At 37.4% G+C, this 24182-nt stretch carries 21 protein-coding genes and 1 tRNA gene; 10 read left to right on the top strand and 12 right to left on the bottom strand.

Annotation, left to right across the window (positions count from 1 at the left end; all coding sequences use genetic code 11):
• The first annotated feature begins 124 nt into the window (after positions 1–124).
• Positions 125–529 (top strand): hypothetical protein, encoded by a 405-nt coding sequence (locus D7V20_RS09955; protein ID WP_120384140.1) that lies wholly within the window; start codon positions 125–127, stop codon positions 527–529.
• A 243-nt stretch (positions 530–772) separates the two neighbouring features.
• On the opposite strand, the gene D7V20_RS09950 is transcribed toward D7V20_RS09955, so the two are convergent.
• The gene (locus tag D7V20_RS09950) at positions 773–1207 is read right to left on the bottom strand and encodes a glycine zipper domain-containing protein (protein ID WP_120384139.1); all 435 of its coding nucleotides are present in this window, start codon (positions 1205–1207) and stop codon (positions 773–775) included.
• Between the two features lie 381 nt (positions 1208–1588).
• Here D7V20_RS09950 and prfA point away from each other — a divergent pair, with 381 nt between their 5' ends.
• Together prfA and prmC are read left to right on the top strand one after the other, a co-directional pair.
• Complete coding sequence (gene prfA, locus D7V20_RS09945) at positions 1589–2677, top strand: peptide chain release factor 1 (protein ID WP_120384138.1); 1089 nt, start codon at positions 1589–1591, stop codon at positions 2675–2677.
• A complete protein-coding gene (gene prmC, locus D7V20_RS09940; RefSeq protein WP_120384137.1) occupies positions 2677–3492 on the top strand; it encodes a peptide chain release factor N(5)-glutamine methyltransferase in 816 nt (271 codons plus the stop codon). Before prfA ends, prmC begins: the two co-directional genes overlap by 1 nt.
• Positions 3493–3593: 101 nt before the next feature.
• Here the strand turns inward: prmC and D7V20_RS09935 are convergent, their stop codons facing one another.
• Both D7V20_RS09935 and D7V20_RS09930 read right to left on the bottom strand, forming a co-directional pair.
• Positions 3594–3941 (bottom strand): hypothetical protein, encoded by a 348-nt coding sequence (locus D7V20_RS09935; RefSeq protein WP_120384136.1) that lies wholly within the window; start codon positions 3939–3941, stop codon positions 3594–3596.
• A gap of 210 nt (positions 3942–4151) precedes the next feature.
• Positions 4152–5174 carry a helix-turn-helix domain-containing protein gene (locus D7V20_RS09930; RefSeq protein ID WP_120384135.1) on the bottom strand — a complete coding sequence of 341 codons (1023 nt, stop codon included), beginning with the start codon at positions 5172–5174 and terminating at the stop codon, positions 4152–4154.
• 185 nt (positions 5175–5359) lie between these two features.
• On the opposite strand from D7V20_RS09930, the gene D7V20_RS09925 reads away from it, so the two are divergent.
• From D7V20_RS09925 to D7V20_RS09915, 3 genes are all read left to right on the top strand, one after another.
• Positions 5360–6130, top strand: coding sequence for a 3-hydroxyacyl-CoA dehydrogenase (locus D7V20_RS09925; protein ID WP_120384134.1), 771 nt, complete (start codon positions 5360–5362; stop codon positions 6128–6130).
• Between the two features lie 213 nt (positions 6131–6343).
• Positions 6344–7480, top strand: a complete 1137-nt coding sequence (locus tag D7V20_RS09920) for an acyl-CoA dehydrogenase family protein (RefSeq protein WP_120384133.1) — start codon at positions 6344–6346, stop codon at positions 7478–7480.
• Positions 7481–7736: 256 nt separating this feature from the next.
• A complete protein-coding gene (locus tag D7V20_RS09915) occupies positions 7737–9374 on the top strand; it encodes an AMP-binding protein (protein WP_120384132.1) in 1638 nt (545 codons plus the stop codon).
• A gap of 51 nt (positions 9375–9425) precedes the next feature.
• On the opposite strand, the gene D7V20_RS09910 is transcribed toward D7V20_RS09915, so the two are convergent.
• The 3 genes from D7V20_RS09910 to D7V20_RS09900 form a co-directional block, all read right to left on the bottom strand.
• The gene (locus D7V20_RS09910) at positions 9426–9848 is read right to left on the bottom strand and encodes a hypothetical protein (protein WP_120384131.1); all 423 of its coding nucleotides are present in this window, start codon (positions 9846–9848) and stop codon (positions 9426–9428) included.
• Positions 9849–10144: 296 nt separating this feature from the next.
• Positions 10145–10221, bottom strand: a tRNA-Ile gene (locus D7V20_RS09905).
• A gap of 575 nt (positions 10222–10796) precedes the next feature.
• Positions 10797–11507 carry a glutamine amidotransferase gene (locus D7V20_RS09900; RefSeq protein WP_120384130.1) on the bottom strand — a complete coding sequence of 237 codons (711 nt, stop codon included), beginning with the start codon at positions 11505–11507 and terminating at the stop codon, positions 10797–10799.
• 230 nt (positions 11508–11737) lie between these two features.
• On the opposite strand from D7V20_RS09900, the gene D7V20_RS09895 reads away from it, so the two are divergent.
• Positions 11738–13702 (top strand): gamma-glutamyltransferase family protein, encoded by a 1965-nt coding sequence (locus tag D7V20_RS09895; protein WP_120384129.1) that lies wholly within the window; start codon positions 11738–11740, stop codon positions 13700–13702.
• 119 nt (positions 13703–13821) lie between these two features.
• Here D7V20_RS09895 and D7V20_RS09890 read toward each other — a convergent pair whose 3' ends face one another.
• On the bottom strand, positions 13822–14394 hold the full coding sequence (locus D7V20_RS09890) for a TetR/AcrR family transcriptional regulator (RefSeq protein ID WP_120384128.1): 573 nt from the start codon (positions 14392–14394) through the stop codon (positions 13822–13824).
• Positions 14395–14534: 140 nt separating this feature from the next.
• On the opposite strand from D7V20_RS09890, the gene D7V20_RS09885 reads away from it, so the two are divergent.
• On the top strand, positions 14535–15278 hold the full coding sequence (locus D7V20_RS09885) for an SDR family oxidoreductase (protein WP_120384127.1): 744 nt from the start codon (positions 14535–14537) through the stop codon (positions 15276–15278).
• A gap of 76 nt (positions 15279–15354) precedes the next feature.
• A complete protein-coding gene (locus tag D7V20_RS09880; RefSeq protein WP_120384126.1) occupies positions 15355–15960 on the top strand; it encodes a 2-hydroxychromene-2-carboxylate isomerase in 606 nt (201 codons plus the stop codon).
• Positions 15961–16459: 499 nt separating this feature from the next.
• On the opposite strand, the gene D7V20_RS09875 is transcribed toward D7V20_RS09880, so the two are convergent.
• Positions 16460–17377, bottom strand: coding sequence for an AEC family transporter (locus D7V20_RS09875; RefSeq protein WP_120384125.1), 918 nt, complete (start codon positions 17375–17377; stop codon positions 16460–16462).
• Positions 17378–17615: 238 nt separating this feature from the next.
• A complete protein-coding gene (gene exaC / locus D7V20_RS09870; protein ID WP_120384124.1) occupies positions 17616–19127 on the bottom strand; it encodes an acetaldehyde dehydrogenase ExaC in 1512 nt (503 codons plus the stop codon).
• A 347-nt stretch (positions 19128–19474) separates the two neighbouring features.
• Between exaC and D7V20_RS09865 the strand changes: the two genes are divergently transcribed.
• Complete coding sequence (locus D7V20_RS09865) at positions 19475–20671, top strand: sigma-54-dependent transcriptional regulator family protein (protein WP_120384123.1); 1197 nt, start codon at positions 19475–19477, stop codon at positions 20669–20671.
• Between the two features lie 29 nt (positions 20672–20700).
• Here the strand turns inward: D7V20_RS09865 and D7V20_RS09860 are convergent, their stop codons facing one another.
• From D7V20_RS09860 to mdh, 3 genes are all read right to left on the bottom strand, one after another.
• A complete protein-coding gene (locus tag D7V20_RS09860; RefSeq protein ID WP_120384122.1) occupies positions 20701–21663 on the bottom strand; it encodes an alpha/beta hydrolase in 963 nt (320 codons plus the stop codon).
• A 49-nt stretch (positions 21664–21712) separates the two neighbouring features.
• On the bottom strand, positions 21713–22546 hold the full coding sequence (locus tag D7V20_RS09855) for an SDR family NAD(P)-dependent oxidoreductase (protein ID WP_120384121.1): 834 nt from the start codon (positions 22544–22546) through the stop codon (positions 21713–21715).
• A 276-nt stretch (positions 22547–22822) separates the two neighbouring features.
• Positions 22823–23995, bottom strand: coding sequence for an iron-dependent methanol dehydrogenase (mdh, locus tag D7V20_RS09850; RefSeq protein ID WP_120384120.1), 1173 nt, complete (start codon positions 23993–23995; stop codon positions 22823–22825).
• Positions 23996–24182: the final 187 nt, after the last annotated feature.

Here is a 24182-nt window from a genome sequence, read left to right as displayed (position 1 = left end):
CAATTCAGATGATATTTATTACCTACTTCAGGAAGCGCTTCCTGAGTTAAAAAAACAAGAGATTCCCTAAAATAGTCAAGAGTTTACAAATTTTCGTGATTGGTTAAATGAACACCATTCTTATATGCAATATGTAGAGATAAAAGAGTTTTATGACAATGGAATTTCAGATTCTGAAATTTTAAAAGATGCCCAAATAGATACGACAGCACTAGAGAAAAAAATAGAGCAAGATGTACAGCAAGTTTTGAAGGAATATGGTGATAAATACACTGAAGAAGATTTTGAAAAATTAAGTATCGACGAACAATTTGATATTACAATTGAACTAGATTATGAAGTTGAAAATGCATTATTTAATAATATCAAAAAAGTGGCAGAAGAAAAAAATTTAAAACTTTTTGTCGTCGTCAGAGAAAATCCCTATTGGTTTGTTTTACCTAATAATCCTGATAAAAATAAAAAAATTGTAGATGCTTTTAATCAAGTGTTTGCAGATGGTGGTGATACAAAATTACTTTTGTATTAACAAGTGTATTTTCATATTTAAGGGCTTCAAATCGAATTTTATAAACTCGTTGTTTCAAAGTGGTTTTAAAACAATGAAAGAAAGCTAAATCTTACTTGATGGCTGGAACTGCGCAGATCAAAAAACTAAAGCTGATTCAATCAGAACAAGACATGCATGTTTATTTTAAAGATTTTTTAATCATATAAACAAAAAGCACCCGAAGGTGCTTTTGTATATTTCATAACTTGCATATTACATAGTTTAGTGGTTATGACGACGGTGTTTTTTGTAGTACTTTTTATTGTACTTACGTTGATCTGCATGACGGTCTTCAGACACTTTTTTACCTAAAACTGAACCACCTGCAGCACCCGCAGCAGCACCAATATATCCACCAGTTGTTCCACCCATGCTTTTACCAACGCTATAACCACCGACGCCACCTAAACCACCACCGATTGCAGCAGCAGTACGGTCATGTTTATTGGTTGAAACAGCAGCGCCACCCGCACCACCAATAGCTGAACCAATCATTGCACCTGTGTTACCACCCATTTGTTTACCTACAGCAGTACCAACAACACTCCCTAAAGCTGAAGTTGCTGCGATTCGAGTTGAGTTGTCTGCGTGGGCACTCATTGTAAACATAGATGAAACTGTCAATGCAGTCGTCATTAAGATCGTATTTAATTTCATATGTTTCTCCATGTCCTGTATTTGGACAGCTCTGTCTCTATTCGATGGAGGCAAATGTAACAAAATTATTTTTTTGAAAAATGGAGATGTATTCATAAATTGATAGTGTTTAGTATCTGAATGTAGGTTTTCTATTAAAATTGACGCTTAAACGTGCAGATTTTCACTAAAAAGAATCAATCATGGAGAAAGTATTCTTCATTTCCAATTTAAAAATGGCTTGACGCCGTTAAATGCAGTGCCTTGTTGTAATAGTTGCTGTATTTAAAGGGCAGAATCGGTAAACTATGCGCAATTATAGAATTTTCTTGGCAGATCAGTGTTTATATCGGGTGTATATAGATAGCTATCGCTAAGGCTTAGATTGAGAATGTATTTAAAATGAAAGAATCGTTACGTTTACGATTAGATCAACTTTGTGATCGACATGAAGAGTTAGAAGCATTATTGGCAGATGTCGAAGTGATTTCAGACAATAAGCGTTTTCGTAATTTGTCACGTGAACATAATGATTTAACTGAAATTACGGATGTTTGGAAAAAGTATAAACAAGCTGAAGATGATATTGAAACTGCCGAAGCGATGTTGTCAGATCCTGATTTTAAGGAAATGGCAGTCGAAGAGATTAAAGAAAATAAAGATTTAATTGAACGACTCGAAGCTGAGTTGAATATTCTCATGATTCCTAAAGATCCGAATGATGCCAATTCGGCGTATTTGGAAGTTCGTGCAGGAACAGGTGGGGATGAGGCTGCCATTTTCTCAGGTGATTTATACCGTATGTATAGCAAATATGCGGAGTCTCAAGGCTGGCGTATTGAAGTTTTGTCTGAAAATGAAGGCGAACATGGTGGCTATAAGGAGATCATTTGCCTTGTGAGTGGTGAAGGGGTCTATGGCCGCTTAAAGTTTGAAAGTGGCGCACATCGTGTACAACGTGTTCCTGCAACAGAGTCACAAGGTCGTGTTCATACCTCGGCATGTACAGTGGCTATTCTGCCTGAAGTAGATGTTGATACCACAGTAGAGATTAACCCAGCAGATTTACGTATTGATACTTATCGTGCATCGGGTGCAGGTGGTCAGCATATTAACAAAACAGATTCTGCTGTACGTATTACCCATATTCCAACTGGAACTGTGGTTGAATGTCAGGATGAACGTTCTCAACATAAAAATAAAGCGAAGGCACTGGCTTTATTGGCTTCTCGTTTGGAAAATGCAAAACGTGCTGCCGCAGATGCTGCAACCTCTGAAATGCGCCGTGATTTGGTGGGTTCGGGTGACCGTTCGGAGCGTATCCGCACTTATAACTATCCACAAGGTCGTATGACAGATCACCGTATTAACCTCACTTTGTATAAGTTGGATGCTGTGATGGAAGGTGATTTAACTGAGTTGTTAGATAGTTTACATCGTGAATATCAAGCGGATCAGCTTGCATTACTTGCACAGCAAAATGGTGGTTAATGAATATTGCACAGGCTTTGGCCTTACGTGGAGAAGTTGAGAGTTATGAGCGTCAAGAAAATGCTTGGTTACTTGAGCATATTTTAAAAATTGATGCTTTTGATTTATCACTCAAATCTGCACAAGAACTGACAGCAGAGCAAGAGCAAGAATATGTGAATGGTTTGGCACGTATCGCAGCAGGGGAACCTTTGGCTTATGTCACTGGCTCTCAACCCTTTTGGACATTAGATCTGACTGTGACTACAGATACTTTAGTGCCTCGCCCAGATACAGAAGTACTTGTTGAAACAGTTTTACGCCTTGATTTACCTGAGGATACACGTGTTGTGGACTTAGGTACTGGTACGGGTGCCATCGCATTATCATTGGCGAGTGAGCGTCCGAACTGGTCTGTGATTGCAACAGATATTTATGAACCGACTTTAGAAGTTGCTTTACATAATGCAGAAAAGCATGATTTAACTCAGGTTAAATTCTTTTTGGGTAGTTGGTTTGATGCATTGAATCGTCAGTATTTTGATGTGATTGTATCGAACCCACCTTATATTGATGCAAAAGATCAGCATATGTTGAATTTAGCTTCTGAGCCTGAAAGAGCTTTGGTTGCAGACAAACAAGGTTTGGCAGATATTGAACATATTATTCAGCAGGGTAAAAAATGGTTGGCTGCACAGGGTTGGATTGTACTTGAACATGGCTATGATCAAGGTGAAGCGGTACGTAATATCTTTAAAGGTGCTGGTTTTAAAGAAGTAAGAACAGTCAAAGATTATGGTGGAAATGACCGTGTGACTTTAGGTTGTTGGATGTAACTTAATTTAAACTTCTGAGCATGATCATATTAAAAAAAGCCTTGTGAATGTTGAATTCACAAGGCTCTTTTGTAAAACATAAGGGTATAAAGCAAGCTAAATTAAACTGGATAGCCTTCTAAACTATCTGCAATATCTACTTGCTTTAAAGCGTTGGTTTCAAGTGCAAGGCAAAGTGCTACGATTTTGGCAGTATCAGCAATGTATTCTTGCTGCATAGCAAAACCTGTTTGGATTGCTTGTAAATGATCTTGATTGATATCAAGTGCTTGAGCAATATCTTGCGCATTATTGGTGGTGAAAAATTGATTCATCACATTGTCAAAATCGTGATTAGATGTATTTAAGATCCCTTCGATGAGTTCATCGAGGTGTTCTGTTTGGGTTGAAAGGGAGTTGATAAAGTTTTGAACTAGGTTTTGATCTAGTACATCAATCATCTTAAGCATAGTATTGACCTAAAGGCTGATTAAAGGGGAGGAGTTACAGCAAAATGAGCAAAAGGGTGCTCTGAATTGTGTGAAAATTACATCTATTTTGAATAAAAATCAACCATTTTAAGATCGGCTGTAATCATCGATAAGATATAAAAAATGAATTTTTATAAAACTGACATAAAAACAGTGTGCTAATTAAAACGAAGAAAATGACTGGATCGTTTAAATAACTTTGAGTTCACGATAAGCCCCAGGACTTACACCTGTCCATTTTTTAAATGCTCGATGAAATGCACTAGGTTCTTGAAAATTTAATTGTTCACTAATCTCTTGTAAGCTATGTGTTGTTTTACACAGCAATTCAATCGCTAAATCGCGACGAATATCATTCTTAAGTTGTTGGTAACTGATTCCTTCACTTTTTAAGCGCCGTTGAATCGTCGCTTCTGAAATATTGAGTTGCTGAGCCAATCCATTGAGTTCATACCAATCAGTAGGAGCGAGAGACAATAGTTGTTTGCGAATCATCGAGCTTAATGCATGAGGATTTTTAAAGCGGATTAATAAATTTTCTGGTGTATTTTGAATAAATGTATACCAAGATTTTTTGTCACGCTTTATCGCAATATTCAAATAATTTGCATCAAATTGGAGATAATGATGATCGGTTTGATAACGAATATTTTCGCAAAAACGTACGCGATAATCTAGGTCATCAATAGGTTGTGCGCATTTCAATTGGATACTATTAATTAAAATACGCTGATCTGCTAACCAACACATAAGACTATGAATCAGCATGAAATAGGTTGCATAGCAAAACATTCTCTTTGGTTGTAATTTATCTGTAATGACAATGTATGCATAGTTTTCATCGATAATAAGTTTGCTTTGGAAATCATCTAAAATAAAATTTAAATATTGCAAGATTTGCTCAACTGCATTGTGCAAGGTATCTGCATGCATCACCATTTTCGAGAGTAATTTATAGCTACCACGGCGCATTGGATGTGAGTCGATGCCAAAGAATTCATCATTCATTTGATTGGCGATTTCAGTCCACAATTTTGCGTAAGCTGAAACCGAAATTCGTGCTTTCGATGAGTAAAATAATTCAAGTGGAATTTCGGCTTTGGAAAGTATTTGATAAAGATCAAAGCCTTTTTCTTTTACATTGGATAAAGCTTCATGTACCAGTGCAATTGAAATGGTACCTTTATTCTCACTGAATCGTTGATTATTCACATCCTATTCCATTATGTTGTGAAATGCTTTGGGCAAAGCAATTTAAAATTGTCCAAATCCATCATAAAGGATGCAACTTTTGGAAATTGTACTCAAGCATGACTCGGTTTAATCTGCATCTTAAGTCTATATAAATTTTATTTAATCATAGCGATAGTGACTCAAACAATGAATAGGGATACACAATGAAAATTGAAGGAAAAGTTTTTGTGGTAACAGGTGGTGCATCGGGTCTTGGCGCTGCCACTGCGACACATTTGGTTGGAAAAGGTGCAAATGTGATCATGGTTGATATGAATCAAGCACTCGGTGAAGAAATGCAGCAGCGTTTAGGTGAAAAATCTAAATTTGTCGCATTAGATGTAACAGATGAGGTTGCAGTAGAGCAGTTTTTTAAAAATGTAGAACAAGAATATGGTCAATTAAATGGTTTAATCAACTGCGCAGGCATTGGGCCATCTGCAAAAGTCTTGGGTAAAAATGGGATCCATGCACTGGATGCATTTAAAAAAGTATTAGATATCAATGTGTCAGGTACATTTAATATGTTGCGTTATGCAGCAGATGTGATTTCTCGTTATGAATTAAAAGCAGGTGAAGAGGATCGCGGCGTTATCGTGAATACGGCTTCAGTTGCGGCTTTTGATGGTCAAATTGGACAAGCAGCTTATGCAGCATCAAAAGGTGCTGTGGTTGCGATGACTTTACCTTTGGCACGTGAATTGGCTCAACATGCAATACGGGTGATAACGATTGCACCAGGGATCATGGAAACGCCAATGTTAAAAAGTCTACCAGAAAAAGTACAGGATGCTTTAGGTGCAATGGTGCCATTTCCACCACGTTTAGCAAAACCAGAAGAATTTGCTCATTTGGTAGGACATATTTGTGAAAACAGTTATTTAAATGGCGAAACCATCCGTTTAGATGGTGCGATTCGTATGCAAGCTAAATAATTCCTATTGATCATTTTCCCTTGATTCTTGATAAATCTAGCTCATATTTTGTTAAGAATAAGTAGGGAGAATCAGTAGATAGTCGATATTTAATCAGATTTTTTTATTTTTTAGCAATATCTACAAATATTGCTGTCTAGGCTTTGCCAAAATTTGATTAGACACTTATTTGAAAATATTACAGCATGTTAATGGCTTGAGAAGGACACTCAAATGATTCTAAATGAACAGCAAAAAATGGTTCAAGAAATGATGCGAAATTATTCGCAGCAAAAATTAAAACCCACCGCAGCAGAGCGGGATAAAACTTCAAGATTTCCTGCGCAAGAATTGAAAGAATTAGGTGAGTTGGGTGCTTTAGGGATGACCGTTGATGAGCAATGGGGCGGTGCGGGTTTAGATTATATTTCACTGGTTGCTGCAATTGAGGAAATTGCAGCGGGTGATGGCGCAATCTCAACCATTGTCAGTGTACAGAACTCATTACCCTGCGGCATTATTCAAAAATATGGCACAGAACAGCATAAACAAGATTATTTAAGCAAACTTGCTACAGGTGAATGGCTAGGATGTTTTTGCTTAACTGAACCACAAGCCGGTTCAGATGCAGGTGCATTGTTATGTAAAGCAGAACGTGATGGTGATTCATGGATCATTAATGGTACAAAGCAATTCATTACCACAGGGCAACATGCTCAACTTGCGATTGTTTTTGCAATTACAGACAAAACCGCAGGTAAAAAAGGGATTTCGTGTTTTATTGTACCCACGAATACAGCGGGTTATGTTGTTTCTCGTGTAGAAGAAAAGATGGGACAACATTGTTCAGATACAGCAACGATTATCTTTGAAAATTGTCGAATTCCAGCTGAAAATTTACTCGGTAAAGAAGGTGAAGGTTACAAAATTGCCTTGTCTAATCTTGAGTCGGGACGTATCGGTATTGCTTCGCAGTGTGTTGGTATGGCACGTGCAGCTTTAGATGCAGCGGTTGAATATGCCAATCAACGTAAATCATTTGGTGTCGAATTGGTACAACATCAGGCCGTTGCCTTTCGTTTGGCAGATATGGCAACGCAGATCGAAGCGGCACGACAGTTGATTTACCATGCTGCAAGTTTAAAAGATGCAAATTTACCGTGCCTCAAAGAAGCTTCAATGGCCAAACTTTTTGCTTCGGAAATCGCAGAGAAAGTATGTTCAGATGCCATCCAAATTCATGGTGGATATGGTTATGTTTCTGATTTTCCAGTAGAACGTATTTATCGAGATGTACGCGTCAGCCAGATTTATGAGGGTGCTTCTGATATTCAGCGCTTAGTGATTGCAAGAGCTGTGATTCATAGCTGATAGATTTTCATGACATAAATATAGGCATCAAAATCTAAAGATCAGCTCAGGCTGATCTTTTTTTACACCCCATCATGAGTGTTCAAAAACCGCAACACAATTGAGGTCTTTGGAAATTGTGCGCAAAATCTAAACATGGTTATCTATAGTTCATGCAACACAAGCTGAATGAATCAGCATTTTCAATAAAAGCCAAAAAGCGAAATATGTAATCGCAAATCAAGATGATTTGTAAAATAAATGCAAGGATATTGCCATGAAAACACTGCTACAAGCCTATCAAGATTTTGATTATGAAAAGTTAATTGAGCAACAATTGCAAGGCAATCCGCAATCGGTGAACGCCTATGTAGAATGTTGTGAACGTTTTATCGGTTCAAATAAAATTGCATTAATTTGGGAAGGCAAAAATGGAGAGTCTTCTCAATGGACATTTGAACAATTGGCTGAGGCATCAGCAAAATTAGCCAATTATTTTCAATCGATTGGTTTAAAAACAGGAGATTGTGTTGCAGGACTATTGCCCCGAACGCCTGAGTTACTCATTACTATTTTAGCCACATGGCGTATCGGTGCAATTTACCAGCCCTTATTTACAGCTTTTGAGTCAAAAGCGATTGAACATCGTGTTGAAACGGCAAAGACACAATTGATCGTAACCAATGAAGAACAACGCATAAAACTCAATAATATTGATATTCCACATATTTTAACGGTCTATTCTGTAGATACAACGGCACAGTCAGATGCAAATTTTTGGCAAGAAGTTGAAAAGCAATCGGCAGAATCGCAACCTGTCATGCTGACTTTTGAAGATGACTTTTTAATGATGTTTACTTCTGGAACGACAGGCTTAGCAAAGTCTGTTCCTGTACCGCTAAAAGCCATTTTGGCTTTTAAAGAATATATGCGTCATGCGGTCGATTTGCGTGAAGAAGATTCATTTTGGAATCTCGCAGATCCAGGTTGGGCATATGGCTTATATTACGGGATCACTGGGCCTTTAGGCTTAGGGCATAGCATCATTATGGATGAACGTCCATTCAGTGTAGATCATGCTTTGCAGATCATCCAAAAATATAAGGTGAATAATTTAACGGGTTCACCAACCGCATTTCGTATGTTCTTTGGCTTTAAAGAAAAGTTTGATGCATCTATCAAAAGCCATTTAAGAGCTGTGAGTAGTGCAGGAGAGCCATTAACACCTGAAGTGATTCATTGGTTTAAACATGATTTGAATGTCAATATTTATGACCAATATGGGCAAACTGAACTGGGTATGGTGATTGGTAATCATCATGCTTTAGAACACCCAATTAAAATTGGTTCAGCTGGTTTTGCCAATCCCGGGCATCGTTTTGCTGTGTTAAATAATCAAAATCAAGAAGTTGAGCGTGGTGAAATTGGTACACTCGCCATCGATTTTTCACAATCACCTTTAACATGGTTTAAAGGCTATGGTGGGAACAATCGAAAGTCATTTGTAGGAAACTACTATTTAACTGGAGATACAGTGCGATTGAACAATTTGGGCGGCGTGGATTTCATTGGTCGCGCAGATGATGTTATTACCACATCGGGTTATCGCGTTGGCCCTTTTGATGTTGAAAGTACCTTACTTGAATGTACTGAAGTTTTAGAATCGGCGGTGATCGGTAAACCTGATCCTGAGCGTACTGAAATTGTGAAAGCCTTTGTGGTGCTGAAGCCACAACATATCGCATCTGAACAGTTAAGTGACAAACTTCAGGCTTATGTACGTTCTCGATTATCGAAACATGCTTATCCTAAAGAAATTGAATTTGTGGAAAGCTTACCCAAAACTTCAAGCGGCAAAATTCAACGTAATTTATTAAAACAGCAAGAAATTGCCAAAATGCAGGAAACTTTATAAACAGATTGGATTGTAGTTGAGTCTGTTTCTTTCATTCACCTTTTGCACCCGTCAGGGTGCTTTTTTTATATTTAAAATACGTGATTCACTTAAACCTTTATTTTTAAAGCGATCATAGAGTTCAAAACAAATATGCTGATTGGGTTGTACACGCTCCAAGGATTGATCAAAATTAAAATAACGTATATATCCTGATTGATCCATCACAATTGCAATGCGTTCAAATGTAGATTGTTTTCTGCTTTTATAAGTTTTGTATTGTTGAACAACACCACATTTTACAGATTTGGTCAGTGTTTGCGAGGGTGAAAAATACCCAGCGCCGCATAAAACAATGATGCTAGGAATTAAACTGAGATAATATATAAGTTTGGCATTTTCTGAATTTTGGAGTTTTTTATAAAAGTATAAATGACTAAAGAGTGGAGCGGCAGGCAGCATGATGAAACCCAAAATAAAGAGTATTTGACTCATGATTGATTAGTCACTTTCTGCCCTAAGCTGTATATGTCATTCATTATAATCATTCATTTACAGAAGTTATTTGTTTCTGCTTCTGAGATTTTAGAGGAATTGATATTTTTTGGTTAATTCTAGAATACATTAATTCAGCGTGAAATTGAAATAAGTCAATTTCAATCATTTTGAACAAATGGGTCAACAGGTTTTATAAGGTTTTAAATTTGATCGCTATACTGGCAGATTATAAATATTTTCTAATTTATAAAGAAAAAACCCTCTAGACTCATGGCTTAGAGGGTTTTTAAATTTGGTGGGCCCACCCAGACTTGAACTGGGGACCAACGGATTATGAGTCCGCTGCTCTAACCAACTGAGCTACAGGCCCTATAAATACTGGTGTTTCAAGTATTTTCGAGAAAGAATACTAGCGAAATTAGAATTGAATTACAAGCACTTTGAAAGCAAGATCATTGATATGCATATTTTTTAAGCATTGTGATTGAATTTTAATTAAATTATTGATTCTCATCTGTAGTTTGAGAAATTTGTTTGTAAACAGTGCTGTGATTTTTTCGTTTCTCAAGATAAATTTCGAATGCACTCCATGCACATATCACAAAAAATACCAAAACAATTACGATCAATAAAGTCATTAACATGCTGCAATCCTTATGAGCATATAGCAAGTTTGTGGTTCTTATTAAACTAAAGTCTATATGATTTAAGATGAGCTGCAAGTGTTAATTTGATTATTTTTAATACTAAATATATTTTATGTTATTGTTTTTAAATATTAATTAATAAAGTTTTCTTGAGATTATTCATGTTAATTATATATATTTTATAGGTGGTTTATTCTCAAACTAATGTATTTGTACCAAAATAAAAGTCACAAACAATAAAGCACCTATTTAGATGCTTTATTGTTGAAATTGAATAAGAAAATCAGAAGATTAGAAGTTAAACTAAACCAATATTCTTTAGGTATTCTTTAAAAATAATCTCTGCCTTGTCTGTCAAACCCTCAGCATATTTATTATTGTCTTCACGCAAATGAGAGATACTGATATTGGCTTTACGCAATTCACAAGTATGCCCAATTAACCATTTTTCTAAACTGTCTTCTGCAACTTCGACATGAAATTGTAAAGCCAGAATATTTTGCCCTACTTGAAAGGCTTGGTTAGAGTAAATTTTTGAGCTTGCCAATAAAGTTGCATTTTCAGGAAGATCAAAAGTATCACCATGCCAATGTAAAACGGCTGTATCTGCTAAAGGTGCTAAAATATTGTTATTCACATAACGAATATCTAAACCACTCCAACCAATTTCTTTTACATGCCCTGCATAGACTTTGGCACCTAAAGCATGTGCAATCAATTGCGCGCCAAGGCAAATGCCAATCGTCGGTAAGTTTTTTTCTAAGCGTTGTTTTAAATAGCGAATTTCATCAATTAAAAAAGGATAGTCATCCGTTTCATAAACACCAATCGGACCACCTAAAATAATGGTCAAACCTTCATACTCAAACGCTTGTTTTAAATCATCTATACCTGCTTCGAAATAACGTACCCGAAAGCCAAGTTGATAAAATAAATCTTCAAGTGAGCCAAGATCTTCAAAAGCAAGATGTTGGATTGCATAAATAGTTTTAGGGAAGTTTGAATTCATAGCTCAGTCTGAATGGTGTGCAAGCAATAGTATTTATATCAAGATAACATTATTAAAAATAAATTGATATTTCCACAATTTATTGGAGTTCATTTGTAAGAAAACCTACTATATAAAAACTACTTATCAATTATTAAATTTAAATAATTAATTTTATTATGCAATTCAATAATATAATTTGAATTTATTATAGGTGAGTAGATAATAAATCAAGAATGGAGTTCTACCTAATGTTAAAAAAACGTGTGTTAACGGTGTGCTGTTTCTCTATTATTTTAAGTTTATACGGTTGTAATGATGACGATGATTCAGATCATGTTCGAAGTGATCTTATCAAAGATACAAACCCATATAGTTGTTTAGCAACAGCAAATGATGGTTCAAATGTGGTTGTTGGTTCAGATCAAGTAGGAGATCCAGCCTTTCCAGAGCCTGCATCTGGTTATCGAACTGGATTAAAAGTCAAATATTCAGACAAGTACATGGTTGTGGCAAATACACCACTTGCGACCAAAGCAGGTTGTGATATTTTGCGTGCTGGAGGTTCCGCGATTGATGCGGCAATAGCTGTTCAAGCTGTTTTAGGATTGGTTGAGCCACAGTCAAGTACGATCGCAGGTAGTGCATTTCTTATGTATTACGATGCAAAAAATAAGAAAGTAACGGCATATGATGGTCGTGAAACTGCGCCCGCTGCTGCGACAAATTATTATTTGCTTAGACAAGATCAGAGTAATGCAAATTCTTTGGCACTAGTTCCTAGTGCGCGTCGGAGTGGGCGTTCAATTGGCGTACCAGGAACAATGAAAATGTTGGATATGGCGCATACTGAACATGGTAAATTGGCTTGGAATAAACTTTTTGATAATGCAATCAATTTAGCTGCAAATGGTTTTAAAGTCCCAGGACGTTTAGCAAATGCAATTGCGGCAAATAAAGCGAATTTAGCATTAGATAAAAATGCAGTTCAAACCTATTTTAAAGCAGATGGAACGGCTTATAACGTAGGGGAAACATTAAAAAATGTGGCTTATGCTGAAACCTTGAAGAAGGTTGCAGACCAAGGTGCTCAAGCGCTTTATCAAGGGCAGATTGCTCAAAACATTATTCAAAAAGCAGGGCAAACGGTAGGTGATGACAGTGCTCGAACCCCAATCACGCCAAGCTTGATGACTTTGGATGATTTAAAAAATTATAAGCCTATAAAACGTGAAGCAATCTGTTCGGTTTACCGCAGTGCTTATTATGTGTGTACCATGCCACCACCTTCTTCTGGCGGTATTGCTGTATTGCAAACGTTGGGTATTTTAGAAAATTTTGATTTAGCACAATATCCACCTTCACAAATTAGCAATGAAGGTGGAATTCCTCATGTAATGGGCGTGCATTTAGTCTCAGAAGCAGAGCGATTAGCTTATGCAGATCGGGATAAATATGTTGCTGATACAGATTTTGTAGCATTGCCTGCAAAAGGGATTCCAAGTCTGTTAGATAAAAATTATTTAAAACAAAGAGCTGCATTAATTAACCCAGATCAATCTATGGGTGTTGCAACGGCTGGCGATTTTAGTAGTGCGGTTGGGGTCGATAAAACACTTGAGCACGGTACAACCCAATTTACTATTGTGGATGCCTATGGAAATGTTGCATCTGTTACTTCAACCGTTGAAGCGAGTATGGGTTCTTTCCACATGGTGGATGGTTTCTTATTGACCAATCAACTGACTGATTTTTCAGCCAATCCGATTGATGCAACAGGTGCTTTGGTTGCCAATCGAGTAGAAGCCAATAAACGACCAAGAAGTACAATGGCTCCAACGATTGTATTTAAAGGAACCCAGCCGGGAGATTTCTATGTCGCAACAGGTTCACCAGGTGGCGGAACGATTATCCAGTTTGTTGTTAAAACATTGGTGGGTATATTGGATTGGAATTTAGATGCTCAGCAAGCGACATCACTGGTAAACTTTGGCGCGACAAATAGTTTGATTACCAATGTGGATGGTTCCAATACCACGTTGAATTTGAGTGAACTGGTGGCGGGATTACAAGCTAAAAATCATGTGGTTAATCAGGCAGCACAATCGAGTGGTGTTTCAACCATTATGCAAGTTGCTTTGAATAATCAGAAAAAATATGCGGGTGGGGTAGATCCACGTCGTGAAGGGTTAGTTCTAGGTAATGGGGCGTTATAAGCTTGCATTTAAGCTATAACTTGTAAATGAATCTAAAGCAGATTTGGGTTATTGATATTTTAACTTGATTGATCAAGACGAAATATCAATAAACCCAATCTATTTAAAATACAATTGCTTTATTCAGTGGCTGAATATGCGATCAATGCTTTAATCGATTTTTTAGACGATTCTAAAAGAGTTCTCTTTAGATCGGTGTCTGTGACACTTCGTGCCATTAAGATTGTACCCACCAATTGACACATAACAGCCCATGCTGTTTCTTCACTGTCTAAATATTTTAAAAAGATTTTTTGACCCCGAATTAGTTCGTTTTGGTAAGCCTGTTTAATCTCATCATCTGACCGTGCAATTTCCGAGGCAAGTGATGGTAATGCACAACCTCGGTCTGGTTGTTCAACATGCGATAAGGCCAAATAGCGATTCAATTCAAAATCAATCCATTGTGAAGGTTCGTCATGAGGGTTGTCTTGCCACATTTGAATACTGTGTTGTAGTTCATTTTCAATCAAGGCTTTGAATAAATCATTTTTTGACGAAAAATGTGAATAAAAAGCACCACTGGTGACACCTGCCGCTTTCATAAATCCATCCACACCTGTGGCATTGAAACCATTTTTCTTTGCCAATTGTCCGCTAATGTCTAACAGCTCTTGGCGTTTTTGTTCTTTATAGCCTGATTTATAACGCATAACGGACTATTCCCAACATGTTTAATGGAATGCTTCATCAAAAAATGATCTTGACGATCTTTAAAAATTATAACATAGTAATCGTTATGATAACGATCGTTATTTTATAATCATATAAAAGTCCGCTGTCGAGAAAGCTTATGAATGGATTTGAACAACAAAAAGCAAAAGTCGCATTGGTCATTGGCGCAGGAGATGCGACAGGCGGTGCAATTGCCAAAAGATTCGCTCAAGGCGGTTATATCACCTGCATGACACGCCGTAATGCAGAAAAATTACAACCTTTAATTGAGGAAATCGAACTGGCAGGCGGTGTTGCATATGGTTTTGCTTCAGATGCTCGTAAAGAAGAACAAGTGATGCAACTGGTTGAAGAAATTGAGTCCAATATTGGTGAAATTGATGTTTTGGTTTTCAATATTGGTGCAAATGTCCCTTGTAGTATTTTAGAAGAAACCGCTCGAAAATATTTTAAAATTTGGGAAATGGCATGTTTCTCCGCATTCCTCGTTGGGCGAGAAGTTGCAAAGCGTATGGTGACACGCCAACATGGGACGATCATTTTTACTGGAGCAACGGCGGGTATGCGTGGTGCAGCTTATTTTTCGGCCTTTGCAGGTGCAAAGCATGCGTTACGTGCTTTAGCGCAGAGTATGGCACGTGAGCTTGGACCGCAGAATATTCATGTTGCACATGTCGTGGTGGACGGTGCAATCGATACTGATTTTATTAAAACTTCATTTCCTGAAATCTATGCGAAGAAAGAGCAGGATGGCATTTTGAACCCTGAACATATTGCTGAAAATTACTGGCATCTTTCACAACAGCCACGAGATGCATGGACACATGAATTAGATTTACGCCCATGGATTGAAAAATGGTAAGTTACTATATATAAGTAAGTTTAATGATTATTCTGTATTCAATTATATTCATATCAAAGTTAAGGAAGAATAGTATATGAAGCAAATCGAATTTTATTTTGATTTAGGTAGTCCATACAGCTATGTTGGGGTTCAGCGTATACAGCAGATTGCTCAACAATATCAAGCCGAAATAGTCTGGAAGCCCATGTTGCTTGGGGGTATTTTTAAAGCAACTGGTAACAATAGTCCAATGGCTGTGCCTGCCAAAGCACGTTATTCGATGATTGATTTGGGGCGTTGGTCAAAGTTATGGAATATTCCTGTTCAAATGAATCCGTACTTTCCAATCAATACTTTGAATTTAATGCGGATTATTACTGCTGTACAAATTTATCAGCCTGAAAATTTCCAAAAAATCCTTCATAGTTTATTTGATGCCATGTTTGGCAATCCACGTAATCTAAATGATATCAATGAATTGGCAAATGTTGTTCAAGGGCTGGGTTTGGAGATTACTCAAGTCCAAGCTTGGTTGGCAGATGAGCAAGTGAAAGCACAACTGAAACAAGTGACTGAGGAAGCAGTTGAACGAGGTGTGTTTGGTGCGCCAACTTGGTTTGTGGATGATGAAATCTTTTGGGGAATCGATCATTTACATTTTCTAGAAATGCAACTTTCAAAAGATGAAAACCCTGAATAAATCATGAAAGTGAAATCAATAGAAAAATGATGGTGAAATGATTGCTAAATCATCGGTCAATGTTTAAAAGCATTCATCAAATTCCATCATCAGTTTCTTAAAAATCGTTAAAATAGAATAAATTAACCTGAGCTCGGAATAAGATTTACTTCCAACTATATGATACACGGAAACGTCAGTCGCATTGTTTGAGGCATGAGGAATATATTCCGCAAGATCTGCAATATACTGTTTTTGCAAGATATTAGATACATGATGGTATCTGTCGAGTTGGCGACTCTTGCGCTGCTTTAATCACAGCTCAGGTTTTGCCCTTGCGTGGCAGTGCCACTCATCCCGAAAGAAAAGTAGGTCTAACCGAAGGTTAATCCTTACATCTGACTTTAAACGGTAAGACTCCGCTATGACTAATCTATCTTTTCAATAACTTACATCAGAGTTTATCCCGAACTGACGTTAAATTAATAAGAAAATGAATTTAGGTTTAGAGGCATTTTGATCAAGTATAGTAAATTTGTACCAAAGTCAGCATCAATGCCAAGCTAAATACTGACAATAGTGTTTGCAAACTGATGACAGCAGCCATGAGTTGATAATCACCATTCAATAGTTTGGTTAGAATATAGGCCGAAGATGCTGTGGGAATTGAAAAGAAAATCATTATCGCAACCACTGCGGAATAATCTAATTCAAACCATTGTAGGCAGATAAAGGCGACACAAGGAATAACCACTATTCGCAATAAACTAATGATTAAAGACGTTTTAAAATAAGTTTTAATTGTATTGAACTGAATGGCGGTACCTACACAGAGTAAACCAAGCATTAGGCTACTATTTGAAAACGCAGACAATAAGTTGCTCAAACCTTGCCAAAGTGGAATATTGAAAACATTAAATAAAATACCCACTAGGCAAGAGCTGATTAATGGGTTTTTAATTAAAGAAATTAAAATGTGTTTAATATTTAATTGATGTTTTGGGGTAAGAGAAAGGATTGAAACAACGTTCACAAATGGAATAGTGATCGCCAGAATATTCACCAAAATGCTTTTGATTTCTGGGTTATTCATTGTCGTTGCAATAGAAAGTCCAATATAGGTGTTAAAACGAATTAAGCTTTGAACATAAACACCAATCTGAGAAATAGCGGTTTTTTTAATTTGAGCAAAGCAATACACACTGCATATCACCAAAGCCATCACTAGAAAAATAACCATCAAAATCGTATCGATGTGCGCAATATGCATGTCGGCTGTTGCCAACGAACTGAACAGTAATGATGGAAATAGCACATAATAGTTGAGCTTTTCTGCACCATTCCAAAAGTTTGCTTCTAATGTACGAGATTGAAATAAGTAAAAACCTAAGCCGATTAGTGCAATAGCTGGAAAGAGAATATTGATAATTTGCAACATGTTCAGGCTCTGTGTTTTAGTCTTGTCTTATATCTCGCTCAATTAGAGACAAGATAAACCATTTTACCTGTGGATTTGGCAAATATTTTTATATTGATTTTTATTGTTATTATTCTCTCAGTAATGAACGATTCTCACAACGCTGCTTATGCAACAAGCCTATCGTAATATTCATGGATTCAGCCTAAATAAAAAAAGCGAACCGAAGTTCGCTTTTAGATTAAGAAACAGTTACAACTTAGAAGAAACCCATGGCCTTAGTTGAATAACTCACCAGTAAGTTTTTAGTTTGTTGATAATGATCAAGCATCATTTTATGGTTTTCACGCCCAATACCTGATTTCTTATAACCACCAAATGCAGCGTGTGCAGGGTAAATATGGTAGCAGTTTGTCCATACACGGCCTGCTTCAATCGCACGACCTGCACGATATGACGTATGCGCTGAACGTGACCATACACCTGCACCTAAACCATACATAGTGTCGTTGGCAATTTTAATCGCATCGTCATAGTCTTTAAATGTTGCAACTGAAAGTACAGGTCCGAAGATTTCTTCTTGGAAAATCTTCATGCTGTTGTTGCCTTTGAAAATGGTAGGTTCGATGTAGAACCCTTGTCCAACTTCTTGACGGTCACCACCACCTGTTAAGATCTGAGCGCCTTCAGCACGACCTGTCGCGATACAACCCAAAATCTTATCTTGTTGCTCTTGTGAAGCTTGAGCGCCAATCATGGTGTCGGTGTCTAATGGATGACCTGTTTTGATACGTTTTACACGTTCAACCGCCATTTCTAGGAATTTGTCTGCAATACTTTCTTGAACCAATGCACGAGATGGACAGGTACATACTTCACCTTGGTTTAGTGCAAACATTGCAAAACCTTCAAGTGCTTTATCGAGGTAGTCATCCTCTTTATCCAAAACATCTTCAAAGAAGATATTTGGAGATTTACCACCCAGTTCAAGTGTTACAGGAATGATATTTTCAGTTGCATATTGCATGATGAGCTGACCCACTTGAGTTGAGCCAGTAAATGCAATTTTAGCGATACGTGGGTTGGTTGCTAAAGGACGACCAACTTCAACACCATAACCATTAACAATATTCAGTACGCCTGCTGGAAGTAGGTCTTGGATAAGTTCAACTAAAACCAAGATACTTGAAGGTGTTTGTTCAGCAGGTTTTAGAACAATACAGTTTCCTGCTGCCAATGCAGGTGCAAGTTTCCAAGCTGCCATGAGAATAGGGAAGTTCCATGGGATAATTTGGCCAACTACACCAAGCGGTTCGTGGAAATGGTAAGCAATCGTATCTTCATCAATCTCAGAAATTCCACCTTCTTGGGCACGTAAGCAACCTGCGAAATAGCGGAAATGGTCGATACACAATGGAATATCAGCGGCCAAAGTCTCACGAATCGGTTTGCCATTTTCCCAAGTTTCAGCAACTGCAAGCAGTTCTAAATTTTCCTCTAAACGATCTGCAATTTTAAGCAGCAAATTTGAACGAGCTGTTGGTGAGGTTTTACCCCAAGCTGCTTTGGCTTTGTGTGCAGCATCTAAAGCCAGCTCAATATCTTCTGCAGATGAACGTGGCACTTTGGTAAATACTTTGCCATCGACAGGAGAGACATTATCAAAATATTCGCCTTTTACAGGAGCTACCCATTTTCCATCAATAAAGTTTTCGTATTGTGCTTTGAATTGAACTTTTGAACCTGGTTGATTTGGGTCTACATAACGCATGAGAATATTCCTTTATTTTAACTTGATCCTTAACATGATCAGTATGTGAAGATGCATGTATGACACAGTCATTGTTTACATGATGATTTGAGCTTATTCAGTCGAAGGTAGGAGAAAGGTTGGAAGATAAACTCTCATTATTTGTACTATGATCTAATATTTGGAAGTGTTTCTTTTATCGTAATAATTAAGTGATTTTGTTAATTTTTATTGCGGTTATAGCGCTTTGGTATGAGGTTGGTTGACGACCAATCTATTCAGTGTGATAGTGTAACTATTGAACGGCCCAAAAAAATAATGATAGGGATAAGAGGAAGTTTTAGACAAATTGCATAGGAATGTCGCATATGTTGAGTCAACAAGAGTTAGCGCAGAAACGGAACCTGATTGAGCAATTACGCCAAAGTAGTAGTTTGTCCTTAAAACATGCAGATCAACTTGGACAAAGTATTGCCAGTTCTTGGCAACGGTCAAATTCAGCATCTATTCCGAAAGATCGTGATGCAGCACCATTGCTCATTCAAAAGCAAACCAATCAAAAACAAGCTAGAAAAAATGCGTTGGAAATCGCTTTAGATCATTGTAGTGATGAGTTAAAACATATTGCAGAACAATCCGCTATGGTTGCAGCTGTGGGGGATGTAGGTAGCACCATTATTTGGTCTGCAGCGAGTGGGCAAATGCGCAATGCTGCTGAACGGGTACATTTTGTTGAAGGCGGGCAATGGCGTGAAGAATTGGTAGGCACCAATGCTTTGGCCTTGTCGCTTAAAACGCAACAATCCAGTTGTGTATTTTCCAATGAACATTATATGTCTTCAATCCATGATTGGGTGTGTTATGCAGCACCGATTATCGATCCTTATTCCAAGCAAGTCCTTGGCGTTATTGATCTTTCAACCACATGGAACCACCATAATAGTTTAGGACTTTTGGCTGCTGAACGTTGTGCTTCTATCATTCAGTCTGCATTGTTAGAGTTCCAACAGCAACACTTATTCATTCGTGCTTTTGCAGTGCCTCAGGTATTGTTTAATGGCAAGATTGTGGTATTAACACCACGACAAATTGAAATTTTGACCATTCTTGCATTGTGCCCTCAAGGGATGAATTTGGAAAATTTACATCAAGCGCTTTACGGTGAGCGTAAAGTGAGTGTGGGTACTTTAAAGGCTGAAATGTCGCAGTTAAGAGACATTTTAGGAGGAATGCTCGGTTCTCGTCCATATCGTTTATTGGCGCATGTAGAGGCTGATTTTTTACAAGCTGAAAATGCTTTGGATTCAGGTTATACCGAATCTGCTTTGAAATTATGTAAAGGTGTTTTCCTTGCAAAAACTGAAAGCCCATTTTTATGTGCATGGCGAGACTGTTTGGAGTCACGTTTGAGTGAGGCTATTTTTAAAGCCAATGAGACAGATGCTTTACTCAAACATCTAGCTCATTTTCCAGAAGCGATTGATGCTGTAGAGCGTTTAATTGAGTTGACACCGATGGGACATCCAGCACATCAAATGCTCATGAAATATAAAGATGAGCAATGATGCGCAATTTCAAATCAGTTTGACGGTGTTTAAATATTTTTCTGTTCGAGCCATGTGAATAGCTTTTGATAAACCTCTGCACGTACGGATGGTGCTGATAAGACTAAATCATGTAGTCCATTCTGAATGGGTATTATCGTCACATCGCCTTGTATTTTATTGCCGTATTTGATCATATCTTTGACTTCTAAAATGACATCACTGCTTTGTGCATCTTGATTAAATTTCTTTGGATATGTGGTTTTATGTGAGTGCATAATCAGTGTGGGAACAGTGACTTGCACACCTGTATGAATTTCTTTTTGTGCTTGATAAATGCTACGAATAAAACTTAAATAAACTTTCGGATATGTTTTCTTTTTCCATTCTAAATCAAAGTCCCATTCACCTTTTAGATCTTTATGCAAACTGGTCACGTACCATTTATTCAGTTCGCTCGGAAATTGTAGTTTTGGGAAATGTTTAGCCAAAGCGCTTAATTTAGGTAAGGCGAGTTTTTTCTTCCAAGCTGGCATATTAAAGTCATAAAATGGACTATTACACCAAAGCGCTTTAATCAATGGATGGTTTGGATGATGCGCAGCATATAAGGTTGAGGTTAAACCGCCTGTTGAATGTCCTGCTAAAACTACATTCGTATGACCTTCCTGCCCAATGATCTTTAATGCTTCTGTGATTTCAGCATCATATTCATTTAAATTGAGCACATCGTAATATTTTTGATGTGGTCGATGAGAACGCCCATATTTTCTTAAATCAAGAGCATAAAAATCATAACCGTGTTGGTTAAATTGTTCAGCCATTTCTTTTTGGAAAAAATAATCAATAAAGCCGTGTATATATAAAACGGCTTTATGGGTTGTTTGGGTGGCTTTTTTACGTACTAAGGTTGCAACTACTTTGCCATCATAATCATCTGGGAAATTGAGCGTGAGTTGCTCATATCCTGTTCCTAGTACATCAGGCTTATATTCATTTGACTGCGTTATCATTTCTTATTCCTATATGTTTGTATAAAATATATAAAAATTAAATAACACATTACAAATAAGTTTTCACTAAATCATAGGATAAATCATAAAGATATTGCGCGAGTTTTAAGTCTTTGGATTTTTTAGAAGCCCAAGCAGGGGTTTGCACACTGGCATATTCACCATTTTTAGTCGCCCAATCCTCATCCAAAGCCATACGCTTTATCAGGTTTGCAGGTTTTGACGGTGGAATGAGCACCAAGCTAACAAAGGCATATTGAAATTTCGGTAATTGACGATATAACTCAGAATCTACTGCACCGGGATGTAGCGCATTACTGGTGACATTGCTGCCTTCAAGTTGTGTCGCCAAAAGGTTGCTAAACAATAAATTCTGAAGTTTACTGCTACCGTAACTTGGAAACATAATGTAATGCTTATTGTTTTTTGCAAGGAATTTTTCAGGCTGAATGCTTCCACCCCAATGTCCAATTGAAGACAGGTGAATGATTCTGCCTTGAACTGATTTTTTAACAATAGGGAGTAGTTTGAGCGTCCATAAAAAATGACCTAAAAAATTGACACCAAAATGTTTTTCGAAACCATCTTCAGTGATATCTAAGTTCTGAGAAATCAGCCCTGCATTATTGACCAATACATCAATATGTGAGTATTTTGATAAAACTTCATCTGCAGCAAGACTGACTTTTTCTAGGCTGTTCAAATCGAGTTGTACTAAATCAACTTGACCCGTGCCAATGCTTTGTAAATGTTGTTTAGCCTGTTCAGCTTTTTCCAAATTGCGACATGCTAAGATGACATGGTGACCCTCTTTTACAAATTCTTCAGCAGTGGTCAATCCAATTCCTGCATTTGCACCAGTGATTAAAATTGTTTTTTTCATCTTTATATTCTCATTGTCAGTAGACCGAATCGAACGGCTTTATTTTGGATCACATGGCTTATATAGATTAAATGTGTTTAAGCCTGAAAGTGATATTACTGGTCTGGTGTGTAGAAATATATTGCTCTAGGGTGAATAAACACAGTCTTTAAAGATAATTTAATGCTGGTGGGTGATGAGAAGCGGTGAAATTGTTTTTATAGGATGGACATAAAAAAAAGGAATATCACCGAAGTCATATTCCTAAAAGTAGCAAAAGTTAAAGAAGTAGTGAATTTACATCGCTGCTTCAAAAATACCGATTACTTGAGCGTCTGTTGCTTTACGTGGATTGGTGAGCATACACGCATCTTTTTGTGCATTTGAAGTCATCACTGCATGATCTTCAGCTTTAACGCCCAGTACAGCAAGTCCTGAAGGAATACCAATCGAAGCAGATAATTCACGGATTGCTGCAATAGCAGAATAAGCCGCTTCTGTAATAGTTAAGCCTTCAGTATTTACACCCATCAATTGTGCAATTTTTGCATAACGATCTGGGCATGCGATCAGGTTAAATTCACACACATGTGGTAATAAAATTGCATTACAAACGCCGTGCGGAAGGTTATAGAAACCACCAAGCTGATGCGCCATTGCATGTACGTAGCCTAATGAAGCATTGTTAAACGCCATACCTGCCAAATATTGTGCATAAGCCATTGCATCACGTGCTTCAATATTTTCACCATTTGCAACAGCAGGGCTTAACCATTCACTGATCATGCTAATTGCTTTTTCAGCACAAGCATCTGTAATTGGATTGGCAGCAGTTGACACATACGCTTCAACAGCATGTGTTAAAGCATCCATACCAGTTGCAGCAGTCAGTGCAGCAGGTTTAGCAATCATGAGTTTAGGGTCATCAATTGCAACGAGAGGTGTACAACGCCAATCGACAATTGCCATTTTTACATGCGTATCTGTATTGGTAATGATACAGAAGCGAGTCATCTCAGAAGCAGTACCCGCAGTGGTATTGATCGCAACTAAAGGTGTCATCGGTACTTTACTTTGATCGATCCCTTCATAATCACGAATGTGACCACCACCCGCAGTTACTAGACCAATACCTTTAGCACAGTCATGCGATGAACCGCCACCTAGAGAAACAATGAAATCACAACCATTGTCATTGTACTCTTTAACACCATTGTGTACGTTTATATCGGTTGGATTTGGTTCAGCACCTGCAAATACATGGCTGTCTACGCCAGCTTCTTTTAAATATCCGACAATAATGTCAGCGACACCAAATTTAAATAAACCAGCATCAGTTACGATAAGTGCTTTTTTAGCACCTAAGTTTTGAGCTTTAATACCCACTTCTTTGGCACAACCAGGTCCAAAAAGTGATACGCAAGGGATGTAAAAACCGTTTGTTTGATCAGCAATATTTTTAAAAGCCATGGTGCGATTCCTTCTACCATATTTGTTATTTCATCATTCCAACAGGTGATGAACACCTTGAGATTGAGTATTGTCTTTAGGTGGTTTTTTGAATACCTACTAAACACCTACCAAATATTTTTTATTAGAAACATCGAGTTATATTTTGAGAAGTATTGTTAATTTTTAGTTCTGATAAAAAATGATG

Origin of the sequence: Acinetobacter rongchengensis (assembly GCF_003611475.1) — a bacterium.
GTDB lineage: Bacteria > Pseudomonadota > Gammaproteobacteria > Pseudomonadales > Moraxellaceae > Acinetobacter > Acinetobacter rongchengensis.
Note: the sequence above shows the minus strand (reverse complement) of the source record. Positions and strands in the feature narration are given on the sequence as shown.